General features: G+C 62.7%; 31 protein-coding genes and 2 pseudogenes. 13 read left to right on the top strand and 20 right to left on the bottom strand.

Annotated elements, in window-relative coordinates:
* Nucleotides 1–109: 109 nt before the first annotated feature.
* From ASD00_RS01850 to ASD00_RS01835, 4 genes are all read left to right on the top strand, one after another.
* A complete protein-coding gene (locus ASD00_RS01850; RefSeq protein WP_057204331.1) occupies nt 110–1,924 on the top strand; it encodes a hypothetical protein in 1,815 nt (604 codons plus the stop codon).
* Between the two features lie 83 nt (nt 1,925–2,007).
* A complete protein-coding gene (xseA, locus tag ASD00_RS01845) occupies nt 2,008–3,606 on the top strand; it encodes an exodeoxyribonuclease VII large subunit (RefSeq protein WP_025425569.1) in 1,599 nt (532 codons plus the stop codon).
* A gap of 148 nt (nt 3,607–3,754) precedes the next feature.
* On the top strand, nt 3,755–4,342 hold the full coding sequence (locus ASD00_RS01840; RefSeq protein WP_057204329.1) for an AAA family ATPase: 588 nt from the start codon (nt 3,755–3,757) through the stop codon (nt 4,340–4,342).
* Nucleotides 4,343–4,517: 175 nt separating this feature from the next.
* Complete coding sequence (locus tag ASD00_RS01835) at nt 4,518–5,108, top strand: NAD(P)H-dependent oxidoreductase (protein WP_025425571.1); 591 nt, start codon at nt 4,518–4,520, stop codon at nt 5,106–5,108.
* 9 nt (nt 5,109–5,117) lie between these two features.
* Here the strand turns inward: ASD00_RS01835 and ASD00_RS01830 are convergent, their stop codons facing one another.
* Nucleotides 5,118–5,612, bottom strand: a complete 495-nt coding sequence (locus ASD00_RS01830; RefSeq protein WP_025425572.1) for a MarR family transcriptional regulator — start codon at nt 5,610–5,612, stop codon at nt 5,118–5,120.
* 100 nt (nt 5,613–5,712) lie between these two features.
* On the opposite strand from ASD00_RS01830, the gene ASD00_RS01825 reads away from it, so the two are divergent.
* A complete protein-coding gene (locus ASD00_RS01825) occupies nt 5,713–6,588 on the top strand; it encodes an EamA family transporter (RefSeq protein WP_025425573.1) in 876 nt (291 codons plus the stop codon).
* Between the two features lie 75 nt (nt 6,589–6,663).
* On the opposite strand, the gene ASD00_RS01820 is transcribed toward ASD00_RS01825, so the two are convergent.
* From ASD00_RS01820 to ASD00_RS01800, 5 genes are all read right to left on the bottom strand, one after another.
* Nucleotides 6,664–7,269, bottom strand: coding sequence for a pyrroline-5-carboxylate reductase dimerization domain-containing protein (locus tag ASD00_RS01820; RefSeq protein WP_057204327.1), 606 nt, complete (start codon nt 7,267–7,269; stop codon nt 6,664–6,666).
* On the bottom strand, nt 7,269–7,472 hold the full coding sequence (locus ASD00_RS38200; RefSeq protein ID WP_057204325.1) for a hypothetical protein: 204 nt from the start codon (nt 7,470–7,472) through the stop codon (nt 7,269–7,271). The genes ASD00_RS01820 and ASD00_RS38200 overlap by 1 nt, the downstream gene beginning before the upstream one ends.
* Nucleotides 7,463–8,716 (bottom strand): aminopeptidase, encoded by a 1,254-nt coding sequence (locus ASD00_RS01810; RefSeq protein ID WP_025425575.1) that lies wholly within the window; start codon nt 8,714–8,716, stop codon nt 7,463–7,465. The genes ASD00_RS38200 and ASD00_RS01810 overlap by 10 nt, the downstream gene beginning before the upstream one ends.
* 80 nt (nt 8,717–8,796) lie before the next feature.
* Entirely contained in the window at nt 8,797–9,684 is an 888-nt protein-coding gene (locus tag ASD00_RS01805) for an MBL fold metallo-hydrolase (RefSeq protein WP_082523422.1), read from the bottom strand.
* 76 nt (nt 9,685–9,760) lie between these two features.
* Complete coding sequence (locus ASD00_RS01800) at nt 9,761–10,435, bottom strand: glutathione S-transferase family protein (protein WP_038575818.1); 675 nt, start codon at nt 10,433–10,435, stop codon at nt 9,761–9,763.
* A gap of 85 nt (nt 10,436–10,520) precedes the next feature.
* Here ASD00_RS01800 and ASD00_RS01795 point away from each other — a divergent pair, with 85 nt between their 5' ends.
* Nucleotides 10,521–10,976 (top strand): MarR family winged helix-turn-helix transcriptional regulator, encoded by a 456-nt coding sequence (locus ASD00_RS01795; protein ID WP_025425577.1) that lies wholly within the window; start codon nt 10,521–10,523, stop codon nt 10,974–10,976.
* A gap of 156 nt (nt 10,977–11,132) precedes the next feature.
* Here ASD00_RS01795 and ybaK read toward each other — a convergent pair whose 3' ends face one another.
* The 4 genes from ybaK to tatA all read right to left on the bottom strand — a co-directional run bounded on the left by ybaK (nt 11,133) and on the right by tatA (nt 13,886).
* Nucleotides 11,133–11,606, bottom strand: a complete 474-nt coding sequence (ybaK, locus tag ASD00_RS01790) for a Cys-tRNA(Pro) deacylase (protein ID WP_025425578.1) — start codon at nt 11,604–11,606, stop codon at nt 11,133–11,135.
* Nucleotides 11,607–11,622: 16 nt separating this feature from the next.
* Nucleotides 11,623–11,982 carry an ArsC family reductase gene (locus tag ASD00_RS01785; RefSeq protein WP_057204320.1) on the bottom strand — a complete coding sequence of 120 codons (360 nt, stop codon included), beginning with the start codon at nt 11,980–11,982 and terminating at the stop codon, nt 11,623–11,625.
* A gap of 84 nt (nt 11,983–12,066) precedes the next feature.
* Nucleotides 12,067–12,702, bottom strand: a complete 636-nt coding sequence (locus tag ASD00_RS01780; RefSeq protein ID WP_025425580.1) for a YitT family protein — start codon at nt 12,700–12,702, stop codon at nt 12,067–12,069.
* Nucleotides 12,703–12,716: 14 nt separating this feature from the next.
* Complete coding sequence (tatA, locus tag ASD00_RS01775) at nt 12,717–13,886, bottom strand: tyrosine aminotransferase (protein WP_025425581.1); 1,170 nt, start codon at nt 13,884–13,886, stop codon at nt 12,717–12,719.
* A gap of 227 nt (nt 13,887–14,113) precedes the next feature.
* Here tatA and ASD00_RS01770 point away from each other — a divergent pair, with 227 nt between their 5' ends.
* Entirely contained in the window at nt 14,114–14,587 is a 474-nt protein-coding gene (locus tag ASD00_RS01770; protein WP_025425582.1) for an Lrp/AsnC family transcriptional regulator, read from the top strand.
* Between the two features lie 53 nt (nt 14,588–14,640).
* On the opposite strand, the gene ASD00_RS01765 is transcribed toward ASD00_RS01770, so the two are convergent.
* Nucleotides 14,641–15,702 carry a succinylglutamate desuccinylase/aspartoacylase family protein gene (locus ASD00_RS01765; RefSeq protein WP_025425583.1) on the bottom strand — a complete coding sequence of 354 codons (1,062 nt, stop codon included), beginning with the start codon at nt 15,700–15,702 and terminating at the stop codon, nt 14,641–14,643.
* Between the two features lie 166 nt (nt 15,703–15,868).
* On the opposite strand from ASD00_RS01765, the pseudogene ASD00_RS01760 reads away from it, so the two are divergent.
* Nucleotides 15,869–16,478, top strand: a pseudogene (locus ASD00_RS01760) (glutathione S-transferase N-terminal domain-containing protein).
* Nucleotides 16,479–16,592: 114 nt separating this feature from the next.
* Here ASD00_RS01760 and ASD00_RS01755 read toward each other — a convergent pair.
* The 4 genes and pseudogenes from ASD00_RS01755 to ASD00_RS01740 form a co-directional block, all read right to left on the bottom strand.
* Nucleotides 16,593–17,505, bottom strand: a pseudogene (locus ASD00_RS01755) (alpha/beta hydrolase).
* 215 nt (nt 17,506–17,720) lie between these two features.
* Nucleotides 17,721–18,134: a GFA family protein gene (locus ASD00_RS01750; RefSeq protein WP_025425585.1), complete on the bottom strand. Its 414-nt coding sequence runs from the start codon at nt 18,132–18,134 to the stop codon at nt 17,721–17,723.
* A 173-nt stretch (nt 18,135–18,307) separates the two neighbouring features.
* On the bottom strand, nt 18,308–18,772 hold the full coding sequence (locus ASD00_RS01745) for an SRPBCC domain-containing protein (protein WP_025425586.1): 465 nt from the start codon (nt 18,770–18,772) through the stop codon (nt 18,308–18,310).
* Complete coding sequence (locus ASD00_RS01740) at nt 18,769–19,098, bottom strand: metalloregulator ArsR/SmtB family transcription factor (RefSeq protein WP_025425587.1); 330 nt, start codon at nt 19,096–19,098, stop codon at nt 18,769–18,771. The genes ASD00_RS01745 and ASD00_RS01740 overlap by 4 nt, the downstream gene beginning before the upstream one ends.
* Nucleotides 19,099–19,318: 220 nt before the next feature.
* Between ASD00_RS01740 and ASD00_RS01735 the strand changes: the two genes are divergently transcribed.
* The 4 genes from ASD00_RS01735 to ASD00_RS01720 all read left to right on the top strand — a co-directional run bounded on the left by ASD00_RS01735 (nt 19,319) and on the right by ASD00_RS01720 (nt 21,796).
* On the top strand, nt 19,319–19,624 hold the full coding sequence (locus ASD00_RS01735) for an antibiotic biosynthesis monooxygenase family protein (protein ID WP_025425588.1): 306 nt from the start codon (nt 19,319–19,321) through the stop codon (nt 19,622–19,624).
* Nucleotides 19,625–19,659: 35 nt separating this feature from the next.
* Complete coding sequence (locus ASD00_RS01730) at nt 19,660–19,974, top strand: EthD family reductase (RefSeq protein WP_025425589.1); 315 nt, start codon at nt 19,660–19,662, stop codon at nt 19,972–19,974.
* Between the two features lie 71 nt (nt 19,975–20,045).
* Nucleotides 20,046–20,942: an alpha/beta fold hydrolase gene (locus tag ASD00_RS01725; RefSeq protein ID WP_025425590.1), complete on the top strand. Its 897-nt coding sequence runs from the start codon at nt 20,046–20,048 to the stop codon at nt 20,940–20,942.
* On the top strand, nt 20,939–21,796 hold the full coding sequence (locus ASD00_RS01720) for a sigma-70 family RNA polymerase sigma factor (protein WP_025425591.1): 858 nt from the start codon (nt 20,939–20,941) through the stop codon (nt 21,794–21,796). The genes ASD00_RS01725 and ASD00_RS01720 overlap by 4 nt, the downstream gene beginning before the upstream one ends.
* A 112-nt stretch (nt 21,797–21,908) precedes the next feature.
* Here ASD00_RS01720 and guaA read toward each other — a convergent pair whose 3' ends face one another.
* From guaA to ASD00_RS01700, 4 genes are all read right to left on the bottom strand, one after another.
* Nucleotides 21,909–23,471, bottom strand: a complete 1,563-nt coding sequence (gene guaA, locus ASD00_RS01715) for a glutamine-hydrolyzing GMP synthase (protein WP_025425592.1) — start codon at nt 23,469–23,471, stop codon at nt 21,909–21,911.
* A gap of 94 nt (nt 23,472–23,565) precedes the next feature.
* Nucleotides 23,566–24,204 (bottom strand): 5'-methylthioadenosine/S-adenosylhomocysteine nucleosidase, encoded by a 639-nt coding sequence (locus tag ASD00_RS01710; protein WP_025425593.1) that lies wholly within the window; start codon nt 24,202–24,204, stop codon nt 23,566–23,568.
* Nucleotides 24,201–24,653, bottom strand: a complete 453-nt coding sequence (locus ASD00_RS01705) for a PaaI family thioesterase (RefSeq protein WP_025425594.1) — start codon at nt 24,651–24,653, stop codon at nt 24,201–24,203. The genes ASD00_RS01710 and ASD00_RS01705 overlap by 4 nt, the downstream gene beginning before the upstream one ends.
* Nucleotides 24,654–24,743: 90 nt before the next feature.
* Nucleotides 24,744–25,196, bottom strand: a complete 453-nt coding sequence (locus ASD00_RS01700; protein WP_025425595.1) for a TspO/MBR family protein — start codon at nt 25,194–25,196, stop codon at nt 24,744–24,746.
* An 84-nt stretch (nt 25,197–25,280) separates the two neighbouring features.
* Between ASD00_RS01700 and ASD00_RS01695 the strand changes: the two genes are divergently transcribed.
* Nucleotides 25,281–25,835: a GNAT family N-acetyltransferase gene (locus ASD00_RS01695; protein WP_025425596.1), complete on the top strand. Its 555-nt coding sequence runs from the start codon at nt 25,281–25,283 to the stop codon at nt 25,833–25,835.
* Between the two features lie 9 nt (nt 25,836–25,844).
* Here ASD00_RS01695 and ASD00_RS01690 read toward each other — a convergent pair whose 3' ends face one another.
* The gene (locus ASD00_RS01690; protein WP_025425597.1) at nt 25,845–26,936 is read right to left on the bottom strand and encodes a DUF1513 domain-containing protein; all 1,092 of its coding nucleotides are present in this window, start codon (nt 26,934–26,936) and stop codon (nt 25,845–25,847) included.
* Between the last annotated feature and the right edge of the window lie 3 nt (nt 26,937–26,939).

The raw sequence follows: 26,939 nt of genomic DNA, 5'->3' as shown, positions 1-26,939 counted from the left end.
GCCAAAGTGCACATGCGCGTCAGCGCCTTTGTCTTCGGGAGCCCGGTACAACTTTACGGTTTTTTGATCCCGCCCGATTAGGGTCCTGGGAGGATAGGGGCGTAAGAAGATGCTGGACAGAATTGCGAGACGTCAGGACCCGGCGGCAGTGACCGCAAAAATGCGCTTCTGGTCGAGCTTGCCTTGGATGGTCCTGTTCTATGGCGCGCCCGTCGTCTTGTTTTTGGCCGTCCGTTTCCTCCGCGCATCGGATTATGTGGGCCGCGACAATGATGACGCCATGCGGCTGGTTCAGGTTCGAGACCTGCTCAACGGTCAAGGCTGGTTCGACCCGGTCCAGCTTCGTCTCGGTCTGGATGGCGGCACGCAGATGCATTGGTCGCGGCTGATCGACCTGCCGATAGCCGGGCTCATTTCCTTGCTCAGTCCGCTCTTCGGTGCCGACAGAGCCGAAGTGCTGGCGCTTGCGATCTGGCCGATCTTCCTCGCCATTCCATTGCTGGTGTTCATGGGGCTCGCCGGCCGTCGTATTGGCGGAACGCAATGCATGCATTTCTGCCTCGGTCTGACGGCGATCTTTGTGGTGACCAGCAATCGGTTTATGGGTGGCGCCATCGATCACCACAACGTCCAGCTGGTCCTGGCTGCAGTGATGGCCGCGATGCTGGTCGACATGCGCCATCGTGCGCGCAACTACGTGATTGCCGGCGCGGCGGCGGCGCTGGCGATTGCCATCGGCGCCGAGACGACGCCGCTTGTGGCGGTCGTTTGTGCCATTGTCGCGTTGCAATGGGCGCTCCTCGGGCGGGACGTTGCTGGTGCGACCATCGCTTTCGGCATCTCACTGGCAGTTACCTTGAGCACTGTGTTCTTCCTCACGGTGCCGCCTCACCTCTATCGCGTGGCAACCTGTGACAACCTGTCGATCGCCTTCTACTCCCTGGCACTTGTCGGCGGTTGTGTGCTGGCTGCGTCTGCGGCATTTGTTAGCGATCGCGGAATATCGGCTCGGTTTGTCGCGCTGGCCGTCAGTGCCTGTTCCGTCCTGGCTGTCGCACTCGTTATTGCGCCCCAATGCCTTGGCAACCCGCTTGCCGATCTTGACCCGCTGTTGATCGAACTTTGGCTCGACCGTGTGACCGAGGCGCAATCCTTCGCGACCGTGCTGGCGCGCCAGCCGGCAAGCGTCGGCGCCTACTATTTCTGTGGGGTCTTTGCATCGCTCGTCTGTGTCTGGCGCATTTGGCAGGGCGATCGGGTCAGACTGCATCTCATCCTCGTCGCCCTTGTTGCTGCCAATCTTGCCATCGCGATGGTCCAGGTGCGAGCGATGGCGTTTTCCAACCTTCTGGCAATCCTGCCGCTCTCGCTGCTGCTCGTGGATATGCGAGCCTGGTCGCAGGGGGGAACCAGGGGCGTGAGCGCATCGCTCGCCTATGTCCTTGTTCTGATTTTTTCGGTGCCCGCAGTCTGGGCAATCGGCGGCGCCTTGGCACGCAACGGCCTTGCCGCTCTGGAGGCGCCGCAGGCGTCCAATACCGAAAACTGCCTGACGCCGGCAGCTCTTTCAGATCTTGAAGGTCTTCCGCCATCGATGATCGTTGGTCCTTCGGATATCGGCGCCTCGATCCTTAGATACACGAGCCACCGTGTCTTGACGGCGCCCTATCATCGCAATGCCGATGGCATGCTTATGGAGCTGAAGATCGGGCTGGCGTCGCCATCTGATGCCAAGGCGATGCTGAGCAAGTTGCACGAACCGATCCTGGCATTTTGCGCCAACGATGTTCAGGCAGACATGATCATCAAGCGGGAACCTCGGGGGCTCTACGGGCAGCTCGCCGCCGGTCGGGTTCCGGAGTTTCTGACGCCGCTGCCTGTTTCCGAGAAATCCAGCATTTTGCTCTACGCGCTGAAGCCATAGCGAGCGGGGACGGCGGAGGAAGAAACCGGTAGAAAGGCGCACGGTTCTGCTGACCTTGGGCCTCTCGTCGGCTACAAATGGGCATGAGCTCCATTTTCGACAACGATTCTCCGAGCAACCTCACCGAATATTCGGTCTCCGAGCTTTCCGGCTCGATCAAGCGTACGGTCGAGCAGGCCTTCGATCAGGTTCGTGTGCGTGGCGAGATCTCGGGCTATCGTGGGCCGCATTCTTCGGGGCACGCCTATTTCGCGCTCAAGGACGATCGGGCGCGCATCGATGCGGTGATCTGGAAGGGCACCTTCTCGCGGCTGCGCTTCCGCCCGGAAGAGGGCATGGAAGTGATCGCCACCGGCAAGGTCACGACCTTCCCCGGTTCGTCGAAATACCAGATCGTCATCGAGACGCTGGAGCCGGCCGGTGCCGGCGCGTTGATGGCGCTTTTGGAAGAGCGCAAGCGCAAGCTTGGCGCCGAAGGCCTGTTCGACGCGACGCGCAAGCGGCCGCTGCCTTTTATGCCAAAGGTGATCGGCGTGGTCACTTCGCCGACCGGGGCCGTCATTCGCGATATCCTCCACCGCATCGCCGACCGGTTCCCCGTCCATGTCGTCGTCTGGCCGGTTAGGGTCCAGGGCGAAGGCTCGGGAGACGAGGTGGCGGCGGCCATCCGTGGCTTCAACGAATGCGAAGCCGGCGGGCCGATCACCCGCCCCGACGTCCTGATCGTCGCGCGCGGTGGCGGCAGCCTGGAAGATCTCTGGGGTTTCAACGACGAGGCGGTCGTGCGCGCGGCGGCAGCGTCCGTCATCCCGCTGATCTCGGCCGTCGGTCACGAGACCGACTGGACGTTGATCGACTATGCTGCCGACCAACGCGCACCGACCCCGACCGGGGCGGCGGAAATGGCCGTGCCGGTCAAGGCCGATCTGGAAGCGGAAGTATCCGGCCTTTCGGCGCGGCTGAAGGCCGGCATGGTCAGGCAGATGGAAAACCGTCGCCAAGTGGTGCGGTCGCTTGCCCGGGCGCTGCCGTCGCTCGATCAGTTGTTGGCGCTGCCGCGTCGACGCTTCGACGAGGCTGCCCTCGGCCTCGGGCGTGGTCTGATGATGAACACAACGAACAAGCGCCGGATGTTCGAGCGCGCTTCGGCGGAGCTGCGGCCGGATCTGGTCAAGGCGCGGCTCGGCGATCGTCGGCAACGGCTAAACGATGCGATGAACCGCGCCGAGCGCGTCGTCGAGCGTCAGGTCCATCGCGGACAGTCGCGTGTCTCGGCGGCGGATGCGTCGCTGCGCGCGCTGCCGTCGCGCCTGCTGGCCCAGATCCACCGCTCGACGGATCGCGTGGCTGGGCTGGTTGCGCGGTCCGACGCGGCAATCCGCACGGACATTCGCCGGTTGACGGGTGTCATCGCCGCACAGGACCGCATCCTGCAATCGCTGTCCTATCGCAATGTCCTGCAGCGCGGTTTTGCGCTGGTGCGCGACGGCGAGGGCGGCCCGGTTCGCCAGGCCGCGGCCGTTGCGCCCGGCATGGCGCTGTCGCTGGAATTTGCCGACGGCAGCGTTTCGGCGATTGCGGGTGAGGGTGGGGAGCCGACAGCCCAGGCGGCCGCCAGGAAGAAGCAGCCGAAAACCGGTGGTTCCGGTGGCGACCCGTCGAAGCAAGGCAGCCTGTTCTAGGCAAGGTTTGCGATCACGGGAGCCCTCATCTTTCCAACGAGGACGGGTTGACTGTGCGGCCTGCATCAATGACGCCTGCTTTTCATTTCCCTGTCACGGAGGCAGCATAACGCCGCGCTCACAGCACTCTGCGGAATGGAAGTCAGATATGGTCGAACGAGCCAAGATTATCTTCATTCACGGCGCTTCCAGCAGTGGAAAATCCACTCTGGCGCGCGCGGTCCAGGCACAAATCGGCGAGCCATTCTGGCACGTCTCGATTGACCATATTCGTGATTCGGGAACGTTGCCGACGGAAAGATTCCGGCGCGGCGACTTCAGGTGGCAGGAATACCGTGCCCGTTTCTTCGAAGGGTTCCACCGCTCCCTGGTCGCCTATGCCTCGGCCGGCAACAATCTCCTGCTGGAACACATTCTCGAGGAGCCCGGTTGGGCGTCTGAGCTGGCGATGATGCTGCAGTCCTTCGATGTCTTCTTCGTCGCGCTCCACTGTGAGCTTCAGGAACTTGTCCGACGGGAAACGCTGCGCGCGGACCGGCCGATCGGCAGCGCTAAAGACGATTTCCATCGCATTCACGAGGGGCAGCGCTACGATCTCCAGCTTCATTCAGGGCAAGCCGTTGAAGATAACGCTGCGCAACTGATTTCCGCCTGGGCGTCGCGCCGGTCGCCATCCGTGTTCGAGGAACTGGCCTTGGAAGCGCGCGCCCGGCCCGCCTACTCCTCCGGTCTCTGAGCAAGGGCGAGTTTGGCAAACGCATTTGGAATCGGCCGATTTTCCGGTGACATGCGTTCGTCGCGGGCGGGTCGCGCTACGGCTCAAAAGATCGTCATTGCAATAGATTGATTCTTTGGATCATTTTCTCCGTCGATCGATCTCGATCCCAGGTCTTATGCAGTAGGAACAATGGATGCATATTCTGCTCGTGCTCGCCCATCCGCTGGAAGACAGCTTTGCCGCCAGCGTCGCCCGCGAAGCGCAACGGGCGCTTGTTGCCGGTGGCCATACCGTCGATCTGCTCGATCTCTATCGCGAGGATTTCGATCCGAGGTTGAGCAAGGTAGAGCGCGGCAGCTATTTCACCGACAACTACGATGCCAGCTTAACGGCCGGGTTGATCGCGCGGCTGCAGGCAGCGGACGGGATCGTCCTGGTTTTTCCGCAATGGTGGTTCAATTTTCCGGCGATCCTCAAGGGCTTCTTCGATCGGGTCTTCGTGCCGGGCGTTGCCTTCGACAACGATCCGGCCGGCGGCCGCATCATCCCGCGGCTGAAGAACATCAAGCTCTTCTGGGCGCTGACGACGACGGGATCGCCCTGGTGGGTGGTGCATCTTTATATGGGCAACCCCGTGCGGCGGCTGCTGAAGCGCGGTATTGCCGCCTTCTGCGCCAAGGGCCTCGATTTCCGCATGGTCAGCCTGCACGACATGGATCGGGCCACGGATGAGAAACGTAAGCGTCACCTTGCCCGCGTGCGGCAGCTCGCCGGACGCATCTGATCGTCAGCCCTATTCATAGGTTGCAAGCAGTTTCCGCAGCACCGCATCCAGCGCTTCGCGCTCGTCCGGTGCAAGGCTTGCAACAACCCGGTGCTGGTTGGCGACATGGGCCGTCGCAGCCTCGTCGACGCGTTCCAAGCCTTCCGCCGTCAGCGCTATGATCACGCCGCGGCGGTCGTCCGGATTGTCGAGGCGCTGGACGAGACCCTGCTTTTCCAGCTGGTCGATGCGGTTGGTCATCGTGCCGGAACTGACCATGGTGGTCGCCAGCAGTTCGCCGGGTGAGAGCTGAAAGGGTGATCCGGAGCGCCTGAGCGCCGCAAGCACGTCGAAGCTCGCCGACGTCAATCCGCGCTCGGCGAAGGTCTTTTCGATCTCGCGTCCGATATGGTTACGCAGCCGCGTGAAGCGGCCGAGAAGGCCCATGGCCGAAACGTCCAGGTCTGGTCGTTCGCGTTGCCACTGCGCCAGAATTCTATCGACGTGATCCATCTGAGCCTCCACCGTTCTTCCGAAATGCCTAAGGCGAAGATATCTTGACGTCAAGATAATATCGGTTATAACGGAGATATCTTGATCTAGAGATACTTGAGGTAGAGACATGATCGCCAGCCGCAACGCCGACCTCGCCCTGACCGCCCTGGCGCCTGCCATCTGGGGCAGCACCTATCTGGTCACGACCGAACTGCTGCCGCCGGGCTATCCCTTGACGGTCGCCATGTTGCGCGCCTTGCCGGCGGGGCTCTTGCTCCTGCTGATCGTCCGCCAGCTGCCTTCAGGCATCTGGTGGCCGCGCACGTTCCTGCTCGGCGCCCTCAATTTCTCGTTCTTCTGGGCGATGCTGTTCGTGTCTGCCTACCGGTTGCCCGGCGGCGTCGCCGCCACGGTCGGCGCGATCCAGCCGCTGATCGTCATCCTGTTGTCGCGCGTCTTTCTCGGCTCGCCGATCCGCGCGCTGAGCATCATCGCCGGCCTTGCTGGCATCGTCGGCGTCGGCCTGCTTGTGCTGACACCGGGCGCAACGCTCGATCCACTCGGCGTCGTTGCCGGTCTTGCCGGTGCCGTGTCGATGGCCTTCGGCACGGTTCTGAGCCGCCACTGGGCGCCGCCCGTGCCGCCCTTGACCTTCACCGCCTGGCAGCTTGCCGCCGGCGGAGTGCTGCTGGTGCCGGTCGCTCTCTTCTTTGAGCCGGCCCTGCCGACCCTGACGATGGCGAACTACGCGGGCCTCGCCTATCTCGGCCTGATCGGCGCCGCCTTCACCTATCTGCTCTGGTTCCGGGGGCTGTCGCGCCTCGAGCCCTCGGCCGTAGCGCCGCTCGGCTTCCTAAGTCCTGTCGTCGCGATCCTGCTCGGCTGGGGTGTGCTTGATGAACGTCTGACACCGGTCCAGGCGCTGGGCATTCTCGTCGTGCTAATCAGCGTCTGGCTGAGCCAGCGGGCGCAACTGGCGCCTCGCGTTCGCCCGGCCCGTGCGTGAAGAACAAGGTGCCCCCTTCGCTCACCAATCCAGGCAAGCGCTGAGGTTGGACAAGGCAGGCGCCCCGGCAAAAACCTACCCGAGGTCGCAGTCGCGGGTGCCGGCCGCCGCTTTCGCAGCGGCGGCCGTTAACCCCCGAGCGATCGGCGTGTGGATATCGGCGGCAGCCATGGCCTCGAGCCCGGCCGCGGTCGTGCCAGCGTAATCGAGGAAGGTTTGCACGATTTCGTCAGGCGTCTGCTTGCTGCCTGCCAGCAAGGTGCTGCCGCCGAGGAAAAGCTGGCGCACGGCGCGCTCGGCGATGCCTCTCTCGATGCCTTTCGTCACGGCATCGGAAATCATCGCATCGGCAAAGACGGCAAGAAAGGCAGGGCCGGAGCCGATCAAGGCGGTGAAGTAGTCGAGCTCGGTTTCCGTCGCGATCCTTTGCACCTTGCCGGATGCTTCAAAGAGCCGCTCGGCGAAGGCGCAATCCGCCTCGGTGGTGTCAGGGCTTGCAAGCCACGGTGTGAAGGAGAGCCGCTTTTCGGCGGCAGTATTCGGCATCGCCCTGATGATGCGACGAGCCTCGAAGCGGGCGGCAAGGTCGGCAAGCGAAACCATCGCCATCACCGAAATGACGAGCTTGCCCGAGAGATCGAGCGCGATGGCGTCGAGATCCTGTGGGCGTACGGACAGCATCACCACATCCGCGTCAGCGGCGAGCGCGGCGTATCTTTCGTCTGGCGGACAGCCGGCCAGGGCTCGAAGCCCGGGACGGTGCCGCTGCGCGAGGAGACGGTCAACGCCTCCCCGGCGATGACGCCATCGGCAAGGGCGGGCAGCAACAGGGCCTTGCCCAGCCAGCCGCCGCCGCCGATGACACCGAACTGCGTCAAGCCCACTCGCCCTGCCGCATGACCGGCACGCGACTGCCGTCGGCGCGCACGCCGTCGATATCCACCTGGCCGGAGCCGATCATCCAGTCGATGTGGATCAGGCTCGAATTGCCGCCCTGGGCGCGGATCTGTTCCGGCGTCAGGCTGGTGTCGTCGACGAAGCAGCCCGAGTAGCACTGGCCAAGCGCGATGTGGCACGAGGCATTTTCGTCGAACAGGGTGTTGTAGAACAGGATGCCGCTTGCCGAAATCGGCGAGGAATGCGGCACGAGGGCCACTTCACCGAGCCTGCGCGCGCCCTCGTCGGTGTCGAGCACCTTGTTCAGCACCTCCTCGCCGCGCGAAGCCTTCGCCTCGACGATGCGTCCGCCTTCGAACCGGACCTGAATGTTGTCGATCAGCGTACCCTGATGCGACAGCGGCTTGGTGCTGGAGACGTATCCCTCGACGCGCAGCGCGTGCGGTGTCGTGAAGACCTCTTCGGTCGGGATATTGGGATTGCAGATGATGCCGTTTTTCGCTTCCGACGCGCCGCCACACCACAGATGGCCATCGGCCAGCCCGACGACGAGATCGGTGCCGGGGCCGGTGAAATGCAGCGAGGCGAAGCGTTCGCCGTTCAGCCAGGCGGAGCGTCGCGCCAGGTTGGCATTGTGCGCCTTCCAGGCCGCAACCGGATCGTCGAGATCGACGCGCGACGCGGCGAAAATGGCGTTGGCCAGCTTTTCCACCGCGATCGGCTCGGGATCGTTCGGGAACACCAGCTGCGCCCAGGCAGGGTTCGGATAGGAGACGATGTTCCAGTTGATGTCGAAATTCGTGATTTTTTCGAGCGCCGGCTTGTAGGCGATGGAATTGGCCTTGTTGGCGCGCGCCACTTTGCTCGGGTCCTGGGCCGACAGCATCATCGGGTTGTCGCCGGAGATGGCTAGGCGGGCAGCGCCGCCGCCGAATGCCTTGGCCATGCCTTCGTAAAGCCAGTCGCTTGCCCGGTCGAAGCTTTCGTCAGGCGCGTAGGCGTAGCGCGCAAGTGTCGTTTCCTCGTCGGAATAGAACGTCGTCACCAGACCGGCGCCGGCCTTGTAGGCGTGCTTGGCGATATCGCGCACAAGCGGCATGGCGGCGATCGGCGCCGTCATTACCAGGTCCTGGCCCTTTTGCAGCTGCAGGCCGACCTTGATGGCGACTTCCGCGAGCTTGTCGAGTTTTACCGGGTCGATCGGGGTGGGGGTGTTGGCGGGATAGGTCATGATTTGCCTGTCATTATGAAATCGGACGAACAAGACTTAGTGCGCTTTGCGGCGAAAATGAAGGCTGGCGGTTGCAAACGTCAGATGCTCTTGGCTGCAGCGCGCATTCTGGCGACATTGCTGTCGTGCACCTCTTCATAGGGCGCGAAGTAGAGGATCGAACCGGCGGCGATCTCATCGGCAGCAAAATCCTTGAGAGGCCCGATGGGAGTTCCGTCCGCGGCCGCGCGCACCAAACGTTCGAGATAGCTTCGGTTCGCATCGATCAGCGCCGCGTCATAGCCGCCCGCAGCAATACGATCGCGATCGCCGTGGCTTGGCAGGATGCGGGCGATCGGCCATTCCCGCAGGCGCTTCAATTCGGCGATATGCGTTGCGACCTGCTCGGCTTCGGCGATAAAGGTGGCGCAGTCTTCGACCGTGTCGCCGGCCAGCAGCAGCTTTTCCTCGGGCAGCCAGAGGACATTGCCGTCGGCGCTGTGAATGGCGAAATGATGCAGTTCCACCTTTCGTTGCCCCACCTTGAGATCAAGCCCGTGCTCAAACAGGCGGTTGGGCATGACGAGGGGATGGATCGGCGGCGTTGCGATTTCGATCTTCTCGCGGTTTTCGGCAAGCCGTTCCGCCGTCAGCGACAAAGCGATGATCTCGCAATCGGCAAAGGCGGCGTTTCCGGCTACGTGGTCCTTGTGCCAGTGGCTGAGCACGACCCGGATCGAGGTGACGCCAAGGCCTTCGAGATGGACGCGAATGGCTTCGGCGTGGGGGATGGAGATGTGGGTGTCGTAGACGAGCGCCTCACCGCCATCGACGATTGCGTAGGACGCGACGCCCAACGCATAGGCGCCATCGTCCAGCCAGTTTGGTCCCTCGGAATGGAGCCGGGTCCCGGCAATCCGCCCGTCGTAATAGGCGAAGATGCCGGGATAGGGCTGCAATATCGTCAGGGTCGACGTCATATCAGGCATGGCGCGCTTGCTCCTCCCGTTGTTCGCATCTGTCATAGGATGGCGCGCGCCGAAAAAGAAGGGCCGTGGGGCCGCTCTATTGCGCACGCAGCAGATAGGCGTCGTGCTGCTTCAAGAAGATCATCAGACGCTCGCCATAGTCCGATGCCACGGCAGCCTTGACGCTCGAGCGTTCCGCCAGGGCCTGCCGCCAGGCGGAAACACGGGCAAGGCCGCTGAAGATCTTGTGGTCGACCAACGTGTCGAACAGGTCGAAATAGCGGAAGATCGGCGCAAAGACTGCATCCACCAGGGAGAAATCCGTTCCGGCGAAATAGGGCCCGTCGCCCAGAACGGTTTCGATCGTCGCAAACTTCGCGGCGATCACCTGGCGCTTCTGCTCGAAAGCGTCGGCAGCCCCGGTGGTCTCGAAGCCCCAGAGGTCCGAGAGGATCGACGAGCCGTATTCCATCCAGCCGCGGTGGCGTGCCCGTTCCAGAGGGTCCGTCGGGTGAAGCCGGACGCCAGCCTGTGTCTCCTCGAGGTATTCGCAGATCACCGAACTTTCGAACAGGACGGCCTCGCCGGTCGTCTGCGGGATCTGCAGCAACGGCACCTTGCCGAGCGGCGAGATTTTCAGGAACCAGTCTGGCTTGGCGGCCAGATCGATGCTCGCGCGATCGAAGGCGACACCCTTTTCGGCAAGCGCGATCGCAGCGCGCTGCACATAGGGGCAGAGATGATGGCTGATCAGGGTAAGGGCACTGCTCATGGGTGGTCTCCTGGGTTGATCAATGTAGATGCATCTGCATGTATGTGTGCTTGCCAACACTTTCAAGATCAATGTAATTGCATCTATGAGCGATATTTCGAAGAATGGAGAACTGCGGCCGACGCCGGCTGCCACACAGGCCTGGATCGGCCTCATGCGCGCGCAACGGCGCGTGCTTTCGGCGATCGAGGCGGATTTCAAGAGGGCCGGTCTGCCGCCGCTCGGCTGGTATGATGTGCTCTGGGAACTGGTGCAGGCGGAGGACGGCAAGCTGCGTCCCTTCGAGATCGAGTCCCGCACCTTGCTTGCCCAATACAATCTCTCGCGTTTGATCGACCGGCTTGAACGGGAAGGGCTGGTTCGGCGCGAGGCTTTCGACGCCGACGGGCGCGGGCGCTGGGTGGTCGTGACTGACAAAGGGCGTGCGACACGCGAGCGCATGTGGGAGGTCTATTCCGGTTCGATCGAGGCCCATGTCGGCACAAAACTGGGTACGGACGAAGCGCAGCAACTGGCTAGTCTGCTCGCAAGGCTTCGCTAGAGCATTTCCAGGAAAAGTGCGAAGCGGTTTTCCGTCAGGAAATGTGTCAAAACAGGGAGATAGAGCGTTTCTGCGGCTCTGTCTAAACCGGAAGCGCTCTCGATCTCAGAACACGCCTGGAATGCCCAAGGACATCCTGGAGTGTTCATGTCGGCGTCAGGCGATCAGCGGTGCCGCCACGGCCTTGAGTGCCGTTCGTGCGTCGCCAGGTGCCAGCCGCACCTGAAGCCCGCGCTGGCCGCCATTGATGTAGACCTGTGCTTCGGAAAGCGCCGCTTCTTCGATCGCGGTCGGCACCAGCTTCTTCTGCCCGAACGGGCTGATGCCGCCGACATGATATCCGGTCAGGCGCTCGGCATCAGCAGGCTTCATCATCGCTGCCGACTTGCCGCCGAAGGCCGCGGCCAGTTTCTTCATGCTGACTTCGCGATCGGATGGCACCACGCAGCAGACTGGCTTGCCGTCGACCTCGGCCATCAGCGTCTTCAGCACCCGGCTCGGATCCTCGCCGAGTGCTTCTGCCGCCTGCAGCCCGACGCGCTCGGCGTTCGGGTCGTAGTCGTAGGTGTGGACGGTGAAGACAACGCCGGCCTTGGCAAGCGCCTGAGTTGCGCGGGTGGTCTTGGACATCGTGCCTCTCCCGGCGTCAGGCGTTGGTCTTGTGAAACAGGGCCTCGTAGAGGTCCGGCTTGAAGCCGATCAACAGGTTGCCGTTGGCCTCGATCACCGGACGCTTGATCATCGAGGGCTGTGCCAGCATCAGCGCGATTGCCTTGTCGGTATCGAGGTTCTGCTTTTCGGCATCGGGCAGGTTGCGGAAGGTGGTGCCGGCGCGGTTGAGCACGATTTCCCAGCCTGCCTCCTTGCACCAGCGATCGAGATGGGCTCGGTCGATGCCCTCGACCTTGTAGTCGTGGAAGCGATAGGCGATGCCCTGGCCGTCGAGCCAGGTGCGCGCCTTTTTCATCGTGTCGCAATTCTTGATGCCGTAGATCGTGACCGTCATTCCCATGCCTTTCCTGCCTTGCGGCAAATTCGTGCTGGGAGTGATAGCCTCCCTCTCAGGGAGAGGGAAGACCTTGCCGGTGTCTCAGGTTACGCCGACGTAGCGGCCCGGCTTGTGGTTGATGGCAAGCGTCATGTTGACGACGGCGGCGCCAACTACGGACAGAACCAGGTTGGCCGGCGGCAGCACGAAGAAGGCGGCGGCAAGGATCGTAAGATCGACGGCAAGCTGGAAATAGCCGGCGCGGATGCCGTACTTCTCCTGCAGATAGATCGCCAGAATGTTGATGCCGCCGAGCCCGGTGCGGTGGCGAAAGAGGATCAGCAGGCCGGTGCCCATCAATCCGCCGCCGACAATGGTCGCGTAGATCGGGTCGAGCTTGGCGAATTCCACCCATCCTGCCGTCAACTTCGAAAACAGCGCCACCAACGTGACCGCAAGAAAGGTGCGCAGCGCAAACATCCAGCCGAGCCGTTTGATCGCCAGGACATAGAACGGCAGATTGATGAGCGAGAACACCAGCCAGAATTGCGCGCCGGTCGCGTATTGCAAAAGAAGGGCCAGACCGGAGGTGCTGCCCGTCAGCAGCATCGCCTTGCTGTAGATGATGACGCCGAGCGACATGATCAGCGTGCCCGTCAGGATCGCCAACGCATCCTCAAAGAGGTGGTGGCGCTCGGCGGGCACGTCCTGGGTATTGATCATTGGCTCGGCGTTCATCGTCTTTTCAGTCCTTAGAGGTTCTTGAACTTGCCGATGACGTCATCGACTTCGGCCGTCTTCAGTCCGGCAATGTTGATGCGGCCGGAACCCGGCATGTAGATGCCGTGTTCGTTCCTGAGCCGCATCACATCCGCTTCCGAAAGCGGCAGCAGCGAGAACATGCCTTCCTGGTCGGCGACGGCGCCAAGCGCCTGCCAGCGGTCGCGCAGGCCTTCGGCAAGCGATCGGCGAATGCCTGATATACGCTGGCGCATGGTTTCAAGTTCTTCTCTCCAGTCGCGCGCCAGGTCGGCATCGCACAGGATGGTGCGCACGATGGCGGCGCCGTGATCCGGCGGCATCGAGTAGCTGGTGCGCGCCAGGCCGGCGAGGTTGGAGCGGACCGTGTCGGCCGACGAGGACGAGGCGGTCACGGCAAAGATGGCGCCGGTGCGCTCGCGGTAGAGCCCGAACGATTTCGAGCAGGAGACGGCGATCAGGGTTTCCGGGACGATGCCGATGAGATGGCGAAGGCCCGTTACGTCCTCGTCCAATCCGCGGCCGAAGCCCTGATAGGCAAGGTCGATCAACGGCAGCAGGCCGCGCTCGGCGACGACGGCCGCGATCTCCAGCCATTGCGTATCGGTGATCACGCCGCCCGTCGGGTTGTGGCAGCCGGCATGCAGCAGCACGGCGTCGCCGGCCGAAGCACCTTGGAGCGCGCTCATCATGGTGTCGAAGAGCACGGTCTGGGACGGGACGTCGAAGAATGGATAGCCGGCCGTCTCAAGGCCCGCGGCCTTGAAGATGCTGGCATGGTTCGGCCAGCTCGGCAGGCCGATCCAGATGCGCTTGCCGCCCATCTGGCGGATGAGGTCGGCCGCAAGCCTTAGCGCGCCGGAGCCGCCCGGCGTCTGCACGCCGGCCAAATGGCTTCGGTTGATCGTGTCGCCACCGACCAGCGTCCAGAGGTGATCGACGAAAATGAGGTCGCCCTCGGGGCCGACATAGGCCTTGCTGTCCTGCGTTGCGAGCAGCCGCTTTTCCGCTTCCTTGACCGCGCGGAAGATCGGCGTGTGGCCGGTTTCGTCGCGGTAGACTCCGACGCCGAGATCGACCTTTCCAGGGCGCTCGTCCTTGCGATAGAGCCCGATCAGGGCCAGCAACGGATCGTCGGGTTGGCGGGTCAGAGCGTCGAACATGCCGGAATTCCCCCTTGGCAGTGACAGAGTAGCGATGGGCGATCGAGAAAGGTCGCGCCGAGAACCGTCCTCCGGCTCTCGACAGGCTTCTTCTTTAAATCAGAGACAGCGCAAAATCGATGCCGGATTTGCCACGGAGACAATATTCGCATAGATCGAATTGCGTAAATCGATGCATTTCTTTTGCTGATTTGCGCAAACGCTGAAGAGAGCGGGAAGGGCTGGCTATGACGGAGCGCGGAGCGTCCAAACTCGATGCGATCGACCGGCGGATTATCCGATTGCTTGTCGAGGACGCGTTGCGCAGCAACAACGAGCTTGCGGCGCGGGTCGGGCTTTCGCCGGCACCGCTGTCGCGCCGGTTGGCGCGGCTCTACTCGGAAGGTGTTATCCGGCAAACGGTCGTGGTCGATCCGAAGGCGGCGGGGGTCGGCTTCCAGGCCTTTCTCGAAGTGACGCTGGAGCGGACCGCAAGCAAGGTCGGGCAGCGTTTCATCGAACTGGTGTCGCGCATGCCCGAGGTGGTGGAGTGCCATACGGTTGCCGGTGATTTCGACTTTCTGCTGAAGATCGCCGTACGTGATGTCGCCGACTACAAACGGCTATTGTGGACCGAGTTCGAGCAGATCGGCGAGATCAAGACTCTGCGCTCGACCATCCTTCTCGACAGTCCGAAGATGACCGCGACGATGTCGCGGTGATGTCCGGAACGTTCTCAGGACGTTCCGGACAAAGCCACAGCTTTGGCTTGGCTTCAGGCTTCCAGCGGGCCGGGCTTGCGTGCGGCGCTTGACGCGGTTGCGCAGGCGATTTTCATCAGGTCCGCGCGGCGACGGGCAAGCCTTGTCGATACCCGGGTAACAATCAGCCCGTCCTGCGGTGCGCGGACTTCGATGGCGCCGTCTGGCCGGCCGGGACGGCTAAGGATCGTCACGAGCAGATCGGCGGCCTTCACCCTCTCGCCGATATCGCGGTGGAAGAGGATGGCGCCGGATTCCGGAGCGCGGATCAGCTCGATGTTGTCGAGCGGCGCGACGATGCCGCCGAATGCTGGAAGTGCTGCCCTGTCGCCGGCGACCACGCCGCGCTGGGCGAGGAAGCGCAGCACGCCTTCGGCATCCTTGCGTGCCATGTCAGGATAGACGTCGCGTGTGCCGCGAAGCTCGACCGTGACGGAGAGCCGCCCCGGAAGGCTCGTCTTCATCTGACCGGCTGCCTCATACTTCCAGGCGTAGGCGACGGCCTCTTCGAAGGCGGAGCTTTCGCCATCCGAAAGAAGCACCGCCTCCATGTCGAGAGCTGCGGCAAGGTCGGCCGCCTCCGGCCAGAAGGCGTCGTCGATATAGGCATATTGCAGCGCTTCGTCGTCGCAATGCAGGTCGAGCATCAAGTCGGCGCCGAGCGCCATATGCAGCAATTGCCGCTTCAGCCGATCCGTGGCCGAGTAACGATCAAGATCCTCGAGAAGGCTGTCGCGCTCGCCGAGTGCGATCAGCGGAAAATCGCGGTTGAAATTGGTGCGCGAGCCGAGATCGAACCGGCCCTGCAGTTCGCCGAAATGCGATTGCGCGGTGCCGATGGGGTTTGCCTGCGGCACGACGGTGATGTCGCCGAGAATGGCGGCGTTCTTCTCCGCGTCAGCGAGCTTCTGCAGGAGGAAATGCGCCAGCGCGGTGCCGGGCAGTTCGTTGGCGTGCAGTGCCGCTTGAATATAGGTCTTCGGTGCGTCGGGGCTCCTGCCCTTGAAGCGGAAGACCGGAAGGCGCCATTCGATGCCTGCGGTGTCGCCGGCGATGATGATTTCCGAGATGTCCATGGTCTCCCCCTTTTGTCTCGTGTCGAAGGCTTATCGGCATTCCCGATAGGCTCTGCAAGTGGCTAGAAACGGGGAGCGCGGGCGTTGATGGGGGCGGAGCAAGGCTTTGCTTTTGCCGCGCATCCGTTGTCTTCTGGCTGCGCTCTCACCAGACGGGACCCTGCAGATGATCCTGATCGGCCAATATGATTCTCCCTTCGTCCGCCGCGTCGGCATCGCGCTCACGCTATACGGCATGGAATTCGAGCACCGCCCCTGGTCCTCCTTCGGCGATGCCGACAGGCTTCGTGCCTACAATCCGCTGACGCGCGTCCCGACCCTGGTGCTGGACGACGGTACCGCGTTGATCGATAGCCACATCATTCTCGATTATCTCGACGGCCTTGTTGTTTCCAAGGTTCGAACCCGCCCGACATCGGGCGCTTAAGGTTGCGGCGCTTGCAACCGGGCTCGGCGACAAGGCCGTCAGCCTGTTCTACGAGAAGCGTCTGCACGGCGAAGTCTCGGCCCTCTGGGTCGATCGCTGCCGTCACCAGATGGAGGCGGCGCTCGGCGTATTGGAGGCCGGCCGGTCGGAGGGTACCTCGGAGTTCTGGTTCGGGGAGCGCATTGGCCATGCCGATATCGCCGTGGCAGTGGTGCTGCGTTTCCTGTGCGAGGTCCATCCCGAGCTGATCGCGATCTCCAACTATCCGGCGCTACGGGCACACGGGGAAATGCTGGAGGCGTTGGCCGTATTCCAGGCGATCAGCCAGCCTTTCATTCCGCCGACCTGACGCCCAGCCGGAGCTTGAGAGCTATCGCGCTGCGCGCTGGCCATGATGCGAAAAGAGCCGGCGCAAAGTGCTTGCGCCGGCTCTGGTCAATGGCCGCTTCGTAGGCACCCTCGATCATTCCGCGTCGAGAAAGCTGCGGATCGCCTTCACCGTCGCTTCGGGCTGTTCCTCCATCAACCAATGGCCGGAAGCGGGAATGACCACCTCGGTGACATTGTTGGCGGCAAAGCGGGTTACGACGGCCATTGTCGGGCCGAAGGATTTTTCGCCGCCGACGGCCAGGACAGGCATGCCGAGCTTGCCCTGTTTCAGGAAGGCCTGGTTGTCGATCGCGTCCTGATCGAAGGCGGCGAACTGGGCGAAGCCCGCCCGCATCGCGCCCGGCTGGGCATAGAGCTTGGCGTAGTGTTCGCGCGAGGCCTCGTTCCACTTCTTCGGATCGGCGGAGAATTCGTTCCAGAAGCGGTCGAGGTAGATGCGCTCGCGGCCGGCCACCAAGCGCTCCATGTCAGGCCCGCCGAAACGGAAGTGCCACAGCAGCGGGTTCTTCAGGATCTCTTCCCACGGGCCGACGCCGGGAAGCGGCGCGTCCATCAGCACCAGCTTTGTCGTTCGTGTCGGATACTGGGCGGCAAAGGCGTAACCGACCATGTTGCCGATATCGTGTGCCACCACGTCGACCTTGTCGGCCTTCAACGCGTCGAGCACGCCGGCGATATCCTGCGCTTCTGTCTTCTTGTCATAGCCGGTCGCCGGCTTGTCCGAGAGCCCCATGCCCCTGAGATCGGGCACGATGACGCGGTGATCGCGGACAAGCTCGGCAGCAAGCGGCGCCCACATGTCGTCGGTCTCGCCGTAGCCGTGCAGCAGCACGACGGTCGGCCCCCGAACCGCCGACGCGCACATGCAGGGTCGTGCCGTTGGTGGCGATGGTTTCCGTTGTAAACGTCGCCGGATAGGGCTGAACGTCGGCGAGTGCCGGGACGGCGAAGGCTATGGCTGCGCCGGTGATGAGGGAACGAAGCATTGGTCTCTCCTGTTTTTTCGGTGTGCGCCGATTGGCGTTTCGATGGAGAGAAGATGACAGGCGTGATCTGTTCGAACTAGCCGCCAGAAGGCGGATCTACTGTTCGGCAATACCGAACGCGGCATGGCGCATTTGCTCGGTTGCTACGCGATGGGGATGGGGTAGGGCGCGCGACGGCGCGCCCTGGAAAACTTCGATGTCCGTTCGCCTGGTCTTTACATCGGCGGCATCTTGTCAAACTTCGGCAGCGTCGGGTCGAGGTGGTCCCAAGCGTAGCCGCGTGATCCATAGGTGACGACCTGGGGCTTGTAGCGACTCGGATCGTCGAGGCTCGCCGCGCGCACGGTGAAGAATTCGGGCATTGCGGCAAAGGTCATATAGACGGGCGAACCGCAGGTGGGACAAAAGGCCCGGGTCTTCACGTTGCCGCTATCGGCGACCATGTCCCACAGCGTCGCCTTGCCTTCGAGCTTCACGCCGTCTCGCCTGAAGGTCAGGTGCGATCCGTGTCCGGTGCCGCTCTCGCTCTGGCAGTCGCGACACTGACAATCGTTTGAGAAAACCGGTTCTCCAGAGATCTCGTAACGGATCGCGCCGCAGGCGCATCCACCGGTATAGGGCTTGCTCATGTCATTGCTCCTTGGGCTCTGGGGACGGCAACGCGTACGTCATCGAGCGTGCTCGATGGTCGGGCATCGCAATCAGTTGTTTTGCTTGTGTTCGTGATGGCGCTACGGCGCTTGCCGAACCGGGCGCGTCAAGGACGCGGGCACGGCGCCCGCGTCAGGCTTTGGGTGTCGTCTCAGTCCTGCCCTTCGGTCACGGTGCCGATCCGCGTCAGAACCTTCTTCCAACCTTCGCTCATGTTCTTGAAGGCGGTGTCGTTTCTCGGCGTCACGAAGCCGGAATGAACGAGGCGAAGGCGCGTGCCGTTGTGGACCCTGGACAGGGTCCATGTAACGACCGTGTCAAGACGCGAGCCATAGCCGGCATTGGCCTCGTGCCCGCCTTTCCAGGCGTAGACGAACCGCTCGTTCGGTTTCACCTCCAGCACCCGGCAGTGGATGACGCCATCCCATTCGCCGGCCGGCGTGGTCTGGAAGGTGAAGCGGTTGCCTTCGACCGGCTCGAAGCCTGTCGCAACCATCATCCAGCGGCTTATCAAGGCGCCGCTCGTCAAGGTTTTCCAGATCGTCTCGGGGGCGTGGGGGAAGACCTCGTCTACCACGATGTCCTGCGTGTGGGGCTGCAACACTACTTCATTCATGGATCGATCTCCTTCAAGAGAGTGCGGAGGTTTGCAAACCGTTCGCGCCAGAAGGCGCCGTAATGGCTCATCCAGTCGACAAGCGGCTCGAGGCCTTCGGGCTCAGCGCGGTAATAGACGTTGCGGCCTTCGGGACGCTCGCTGACGAGGCCCGCCTGCTTCAATGACTTGAGATGCTGCGAAATGGCACCCTGCGTCACGCCGCTGCCGCGCGTCAGTTCGACCACTGTGATCTCGTCGGCATTGGCGATGCGCTCGAACACGGCACGCCGGGTCGGATCGGCAAGGGCGCGCATGACGGCGGTGATGGGTGCGGTTTCAATCATGACAAAACAATTAGTGCATACTGATTAATTAGTCAACACTATTGTTTTTTGTCAGGTAAGGCTACGGCTCTTCCGTTGTTGTGGCGATGGCTTGGACTGCTTATTTCAGTCAGCAGGCCCCGCTCCGCAGAGAACCATTTCCCAAAATTTTCAAACGTCGCGATCCGTTTTCACCCTTCCGGTCGTCCTTGATGTGTTCGAAACAAAAAGGAGACATGCCATGTCCGACGAGTCAGTCATTTTGATCAATCTGCTGAAGGTCAAACCCGGGAAGCAGGATGCGCTGATCGCGCTCCTGAAGCTGAACACCGACACGGTTGTCCGCACGCTTGAAGGCTGGAAGACGACCCGGTTGATCGCGGCAAATGACGGCACCGGCGTCGTCATCTACTCCGAGTGGGAGACCCCTGCAGCGGTCGAGGCGATGCGCAGCGACCCGCGCATGAAAGCCTACTTCCCTGAGATCCTTGAGCTGGCGAGCCTCGATTCGATCATCGGCTCGGCGGTGTTTGGCGAAACCCGGTGAGGCTTGGCACACACCGAAACAACGGAGGAATCGCAATGGCCCGCATGGTCGTGATTTACCCAACACCTGATAATGTCGAGGCGTTCGACCAGCATTATTTCGAGATCCACGTGCCTCTCGCCAAGAAGATCCCTGGGCTCAGGAAATACGAGGTCAGCGACGGCCCGATCGCAAGGCCAGTCGGAACGTCCAAAATTCATCGCATTGGAACGCTGCATTTCGACGACCTTGCGGCGATCAACAAGGCGTTTGCAAGCCCGGAAGGTCAGGCCGCTGCGGCGGATCGACGACTTTTTGCGCCTGACGACTCTGGTGTTGAAATGTTCCTTTTCGACGACAGGGAAGTTTGAACCGACGCTGGCAGTTGGCCGCTTGCACAGGCCGCAAATATCGTAAGGTCAGAGTAAAGGGGACTGAGGGAATGGCAGTGACCAAAGCAGTTTTTGTCCTGATCCATGGCGGTTGGCACGACCGCTCGACATGGGACAAGGTGACGCCGATACTTGAAGCCAATGGCTTTTCGGCCTTGACGCTCGACCTTCCCGGCGCGGGGGTCAATGCCATAGCCCCACCGTCGCTCGGCCTTCGTCCGTTCGACCCCATTGCTTTTGCCACGGAGCCGTCACCCAGCGCCGGCATTACGCAGCTGGAGCGGACGGAAGCGGTTGTCGAGCTGGTAAAAGAGGCCGCGGCCCTCGGCGGCGGCAAGGTCATCCTGGTCGGGCACTCGGCCGGCGGGATGACGATTTCGGCGGTCGCCGAAAGGGTTCCGGACCAGCTTCTCGCAGTCGTTTATATCGCCGGGTTCATGGTGCCGAACGGCATGCCGTTGCTGGCGATGCTGCAACACGAAACCATGTCTTCGGCCCTGTCGCCCGGGTTGTTCGTGGGCGACCCCGTCGGCATCGGTGCGACAAGGATCAATCCGCGATCGACAGACGTCGCCTATCGATCGCTTCTCAAGGCTTCGTTTTATGGCGACGTGCCGGAGGTGGAATTCGCGCAGGCGGCGCTGCATCTTCACTACGACGAATCGAATGCCGGCGCCGTGGCTCCATCGGCCATTACGCCGGAAGGATTTGGCACCGTGCCGCGCCACTACATCCGCACCACACAGGACCGCGCGGTTCCGTTGGCCGGTCAGGATCACATGATTGCGACCGTAGACGTTGCCATCGGCGGCAAGACGACGACCCACACTTTGGAGACCAGCCACTCGCCATTCCTGTCACAACCGGCCAAGCTGTCGAAGATACTGATCGAAATCAGCGCCCAGTCCCAGGCGGAGCGGGCAAGCGCCGGAGGTCTTGGTGCATGAATACCGACCATTTCGAGGACCGTCTGAATGCGCTCAGACCACGCCTTCATCGCTACTGCGCGCGCATGACGGGATCGGCGGTCAATGGCGAGGATGTCTTGCAGGATACGCTCGTCAAGGCGCTCAACGCACGAGCCCAAGGAGTCGAGGTCGATAGTCTCGAGGGCTGGCTGTTTCGCATCGCCCACAACACGAGCCTCGATTTCCTGCGCGAGCGGTCGCGCAACACGGTCGTCTCGCTCACCGAAGACGTCGAGGCGGCGCCCATCCCTGAGGCGGAAATCGTCGCGTTCAGCTTCCAGACGTTTCTGCGGCTGCCTGAACTTCAGCGCTGCGCGGTGATCCTCAAGGATGTCCTGGGTCATTCGATCGACGAGATCGCCGGGATCGCGGGCTGCTCGCCCGCCGCCGCCAAATCGGCGCTACAGCGCGGGCGCGTTGCACTCCGGGAACTTGCGCAGGCACCCGACGATATCAGGCTGCCGCTGATGTCAGAGCCGGACCGGCGGAAGATGACCGCCTATGTCCGTCTCTTTCAGAGCGGTGATTTCGACGCAATTCGCGCCATGCTCGCCGATGACGTGAAGCTCGATCTGGTAAACCGGCTGCAACTCGAAGGACGCGACAGGATCGGCCACTATTTTACCCGCTATGGCGAAGTGACGAAGTGGCGGTTCGCCTTCGGCGCGGTTGAAGGACAGCCGGCCATGCTGGTGTTCGACAGCACCGGCTCGACGGAACGGCCTGCACATTTCGTCCTGATCGGCTGGTCGGAAAGCCGGATCATCCAGATCCGGGACTTCCTGTTCGCGCCGTATGTGCTCGAAGCCATCGATTGGGTGCGGTTGGACTAATCGACCGGACAGCGCCATCATGGCGCTCGGCGCACGTGAGGAATAGACGGCTTGCAGCAGCGCGGGCGAGAAAATCGCCGCCCAAAGCTACGCTATTGCCGCCGATTGCCCGTTATTCCCACTCGATCGTGCCGGGCGGCTTCGACGTGACGTCGTAGACCACGCGGTTGATGCCACGGACCTCGTTGATGATGCGCGTTGCCGCACGGCCGAGGAATTCCATGTCGTAGTGGTAGAAGTCGGCGGTCATGCCGTCGACCGAGGTGACGGCCCGCAGCGCACAGACGAACTCGTAAGTGCGGCCGTCGCCCATGACGCCGACGGTCTGGACCGGCAGCAGCACGGCAAACGCCTGCCAGATGGCGTCGTAGAGGCCGGCCTTGCGGATTTCGTCGAGATAGATCGCGTCGGCTTCGCGCAGGATCTCGAGCTTCTCGCGGCTGATGCCACCAGGGCAACGGATGGCAAGGCCCGGTCCGGGGAACGGGTGGCGGCCGATGAAGCTGTCGGGCAGGCCGAGTTCGCGGCCGAGCACCCGGACTTCGTCCTTGAACAGCTCGCGCAGCGGCTCGACCAGCTGCATGTTCATGCGTTCCGGCAGGCCGCCGACATTGTGGTGCGACTTGATCGTCACCGACGGGCCGCCGGTGAAGGAAACGCTTTCGATGACGTCGGGATAAAGCGTGCCCTGGGCAAGGAAATCCGCGCCGCCGAGCTTCTTTGCCTCTTCCTCGAACACCTCGATGAACAGGCGGCCGATGATCTTGCGCTTGGTTTCCGGATCGCTTTGGCCTTCCAGTTCGCCGATGAAGCGGTCGGAAGCGTCGACGTGCAGCAGGTGCAGATTATAGTGCTCTTCAAACATGGCGACGACGTTCTTCGCCTCGTCCTTGCGCATCAGGCCATGGTCGACGAGGATGCAGGTCAGCTGGTCGCCGACTGCCTCGTGGATCAGGAGCGCTGCGACCGAGCTGTCGACGCCGCCGGAAAGCGCGCAGATCACCTTCTTGTCGCCGACCTGTTTGCGGATCGCGTCCACGGCCTTGGCGCGGTAGGCCGACATCGACCAGTCGCCCTTGATGCCGGCGATCTTGTGCACGAAGTTGGCGATCAGCTTGGCGCCGTCGGGCGTGTGCACCACTTCCGGGTGGAACTGCACGGCGTAGTACTTGCGCTTCTCGTCGGCAATGAAGGCAAAGGGGGCGTTGGCGGATGTCGCCACGACCTCGAAGCCTTCGGGGATCGCCGTGACGCGGTCGCCATGCGACATCCAGACCTGGTGGCGCGAGCCGAGCGACCAGACGCCGTCGAACAGCGCGCAGTCCTTCTCGACTTCGAGGAAGGCGCGGCCGAATTCGCGGTGATGGCCGCTCTCGACCTTGCCGCCCAGCTGGGCGCACATGGTTTGCTGGCCGTAACAGATGCCGAAGACCGGCAGGCCGGAATCGAAGATCATCGAAGGCGCGCGCGGCGAGCCGATGTCGAGGGTGGAAGCCGGGCTGCCGGAGAGGATGACGGCCTTCGGCTTTAGCCGCTGAAAACCTTCGTCCGCCGACTGGAACGGCACGATTTCGCAATAAACACCGGATTCGCGCACGCGCCGGGCGATGAGCTGCGTCACCTGGCTGCCGAAATCGACGATGAGAACGGTGTCGGGATGGGCTGTCTGGGTCATGTCGGGCCTTCAAACAAGCTTGATCATGGCGAGCCTTTAATCAAAGCCCGTCCTCTGCGCAACGATTAGATTGCACCCCGACAATTCCGGGCTTTCAGAGCCGGATTTCGCCCGTGCCGATCGCTGTCTCAAGCCTGTCGATGACGCCGGCGAGCTTCTCGTCGATGACATCTAGATATTCCGTCCAGTCGTTGACGTGCTTGAGTTCCGCCTTACCGTCGGAAATGCCGCGAAGCGCGATGAGCGGCACGCCGAAAGACTGGCAGGCGCGTAGCACCGCATAGGTCTCCATTTCCACCATGTCGGCGTCGATGCCGTCATAGGCGGTGCCGGAGACGATGTTGGCGCCGGTCGAAAGCCGGGCCTCCTTGATCCCAGGAATGCGCAGCGGCAGCGAAACGACGGCGGGAAGGTCGAGAAACGGCGTCGCGCCTTTCTCGAAACCGAGCACCGAGGCGTCCATGTCGCGGTAGCCGACCGATGTCGCCTGATAGACTTCGGTCTGTTCAAGCTTGGCCGCACCCGCCGAACCGAGCGAGACGACGAGATCAGGCAGAGTGTCTTTGGAGGCAAGGCCTGCCAGCGTCTTCGTCAGCGTGACTGCGGCCTCGACCGGTCCGACGCCGGTCATCAGCGGCGCGATCCGTGCCTTGAGATGAGGACCGTACTCGGCATCGACAGCCATGACATAGAGAACCTTGCGGCCGGCGACGTCCTTCATTTCGACCTTCATCCTTCGATACCCTCGCGTCCGCGGATGACCATCATCGTGCCGGTCATCGAGGCGATCAGCTTGGCCGGCCCGTCCGAGCGGATGGCGTAGCCGCGCCCGTCGGAGACGATGATCGTCGTGCCGGGCTTGGTGACCTCGCCGCGAAACAGGAAGCGCTCGCCGCGCCCCGGCGACAGCAGGTTGACCTTGAATTCGATCGTCAGGATAGAGGCGTCGGGGTCGATGACGGAATAGGCGGCATAGGTGCCGGCCGAATCGAGCGCGGCGGAGATCACGCCCGCATGCAGGAAGCCGTGCTGCTGCGTCAGCTTTTCGTCAAAGGGCAGCTCGATCTCGACGGTACCCTGCTCGACCAGCGTCAGTTCTGCGCCGATCGTTTCCATGGCCGCCTGCCGTGCGAAGCTTTCCCTTATGCGCCTGCGGAAATCTGGGGGATCGCTGTCGTCCATCAGTCTGTACGGCCCTGGCTGTCGCGGCAGGCCCGATTGCCTCCCATATCGATCGACGGACAGTGGCACGGCCGCACCAGTGCGACAAGCTCAATTCATGAGGAAAATCGAGCCGTTGAGTACGGTCGCGAATGCCACCCAGGCGAGATAGGGCAGGAAGAGCAAGGCCGAAGCGCGGTCTCTTTGCCAGCTTGCGACGATGACACCGGCGACTGCGATCAGCAGCGCGATGATGACAATCAGTGCCGACGCGATGTCCTGCAGGCCGAAGAACAGCGGCGACCACAGGAAGTTGAAGATCATCTGCGCGAGCCACAATCGCATCGCGGCGGTACGGCGATGGTCAAGAAACAGCCGGGCGCCGACGATGCCGATCATCACGTAGAGCACCGACCAGACCGGGGCGAAGATCCAGTTGGGTGGATTGAAGACCGGCTTTGCCAGTGACTGGTACCATTCGCCGGGGATGTTGTTGTAGCCGATGAGAAGCCCGAGACCGAGAACGGCAGCGATGAAGACTGTGTAGACGAGGGGTCTGTTCATGGCGTCGACAGATAGAGTGCCCTGATGCGCTTTCCAGCGGGGGCTGCTGTTTCGAAGCGACCATGCGCCACCTATATCTCTGCCATGAAAAGCTTCCGACGCATCGACATCCGGCCGGCCGGTCCTGATGACATCATGATGATCGCTTCCGTCATCGTCGAAACCTGGCGATCGACGTTTCGCGGGCTGATTTCCGATGCCTTCCTCGATGCCATGAGCATCGAGGAACAGGCGTTGCGCCATGCCCGGCGCATGCGCGTTGTCGACGTTTTCCACCTGGTCGCGGTCGACATGAGCACGAACCGGGTGATCGGCTTTGCCAATTATGGAAAGGCCCGCTCGATGCCGCCGCGCTTCGACCGCGAACTCTATGCGCTTTATATCCTCAAGGAGTTTCAAGGGGCCGGCATCGGCTCGGCGCTCGTGCGCAGCGTCGCGGCCCACTGCCGGGAGCTGGGCGGCGCGTCGCTGTTTGCCTGGGTGCTTTCCAGCAATCCGAACCGAGCGTTTTACGAACGCCTGGGGGCGGTCGCCGTCGGCCAGGGCCAGGTCAGCCTCGGCGGTGAGAACCACGATCAGACCGCCTATCGATGGGACAATTTGGCAAAGCTGGCCGGCGAGGGTCGCTTCTCCGCGTGACGTGGGCCGTCAGTCCCGGCCGAGCCGGACGATATGCTGGTCCCAGGCGACACGGCTTTGACGGTCCTTGAAGCGGCCGTCATAGGACGACACGGCAAAACCATGCTCGGCCGCCGCGACACCGGCGGCGTCGGTCACGCGCTCTTGCCTCAACACCGCACCCGTGCGGGCATCGAGCGTCACGGCAACGCCACCCTTGGGCGAGGTGAGGCCGATCAATCCCTCCTGGCGGTTGACGGCTATGGCGCCGACATAATTGGCCAAGGCCTCGGTCGTGCTTTCGGGCAGCGACACGAAGGCGAGATCTTCGCCATGGGAAAAATGGCCGACGAGCGGCGGCAGGTCGTCGCGCGCACCTTCGTATTGGCAGGCAAACCAGATTTCGCCCTTCGGGCCGATATCGACGTGGCGGGTGGAGAGACGGTTGAGTTCGCCCGGCAGTATGTGTTTTTGGATCAGCGCGCCGGTCTCGGTGTCGACCAGTGTCAGGCTCGGTTCCATATGGTCGAGATTGAGCTTGGTGCGGCCGAAATCCGGATGAGTCTCGATGCCGCCATTGGCGATGGCCAGCATCCGTCCATCGGCGGAAAGCGTCATGTCATGCGGGCCGATGCCATAGGTCGGGAACTCGCCGATGCGGGCAAAATGTCGGCTGCCGTCGTAGATGCCGATCATGCCGCGATTGGCGGCAAAGTCGTTTTCGGTGGCGTAGAGCAGGCGGCCATCGGCAGAAAAGCAGCCATGGCCATAGAAGTGCCGGCCCTCGGCGGCCGCGATGACCACCGGCTCGGCGCTGCCGTCGGTCGCAAGGATCATCGCATAGGTGCCGGGGCGGCGGGAAAACGCCACCGTCCGTTTGCTGGCGGCTGAATGGGCCATGCCGTGGGCGCGTGCCGGAAGCGCCGTGCGCTCGACGATCTCGCCGGCCTCGGTCAGTGTGGCAACGCCATAGCTTCCGTCCGGCGCCATGAAAGCGGAGGCAAAGACCGCGTCGGCGCGCTCGAGCGCAAAGGCGCCGCGAGCGCCGAGCGTCGCCACCCAGGCGGCGCCGGCCATCTTGATGAAATTGCGACGGTCGATCAGACCCGTGGTGGCGCGCATGGC

It is taken from the genome of Ensifer sp. Root31, from assembly GCF_001424825.1.
Lineage (GTDB): Bacteria > Pseudomonadota > Alphaproteobacteria > Rhizobiales > Rhizobiaceae > Ensifer > Ensifer canadensis.
The sequence above is the reverse complement of the archived record's forward strand: the minus strand, read 5'-3'. Positions and strand labels throughout refer to the sequence as shown.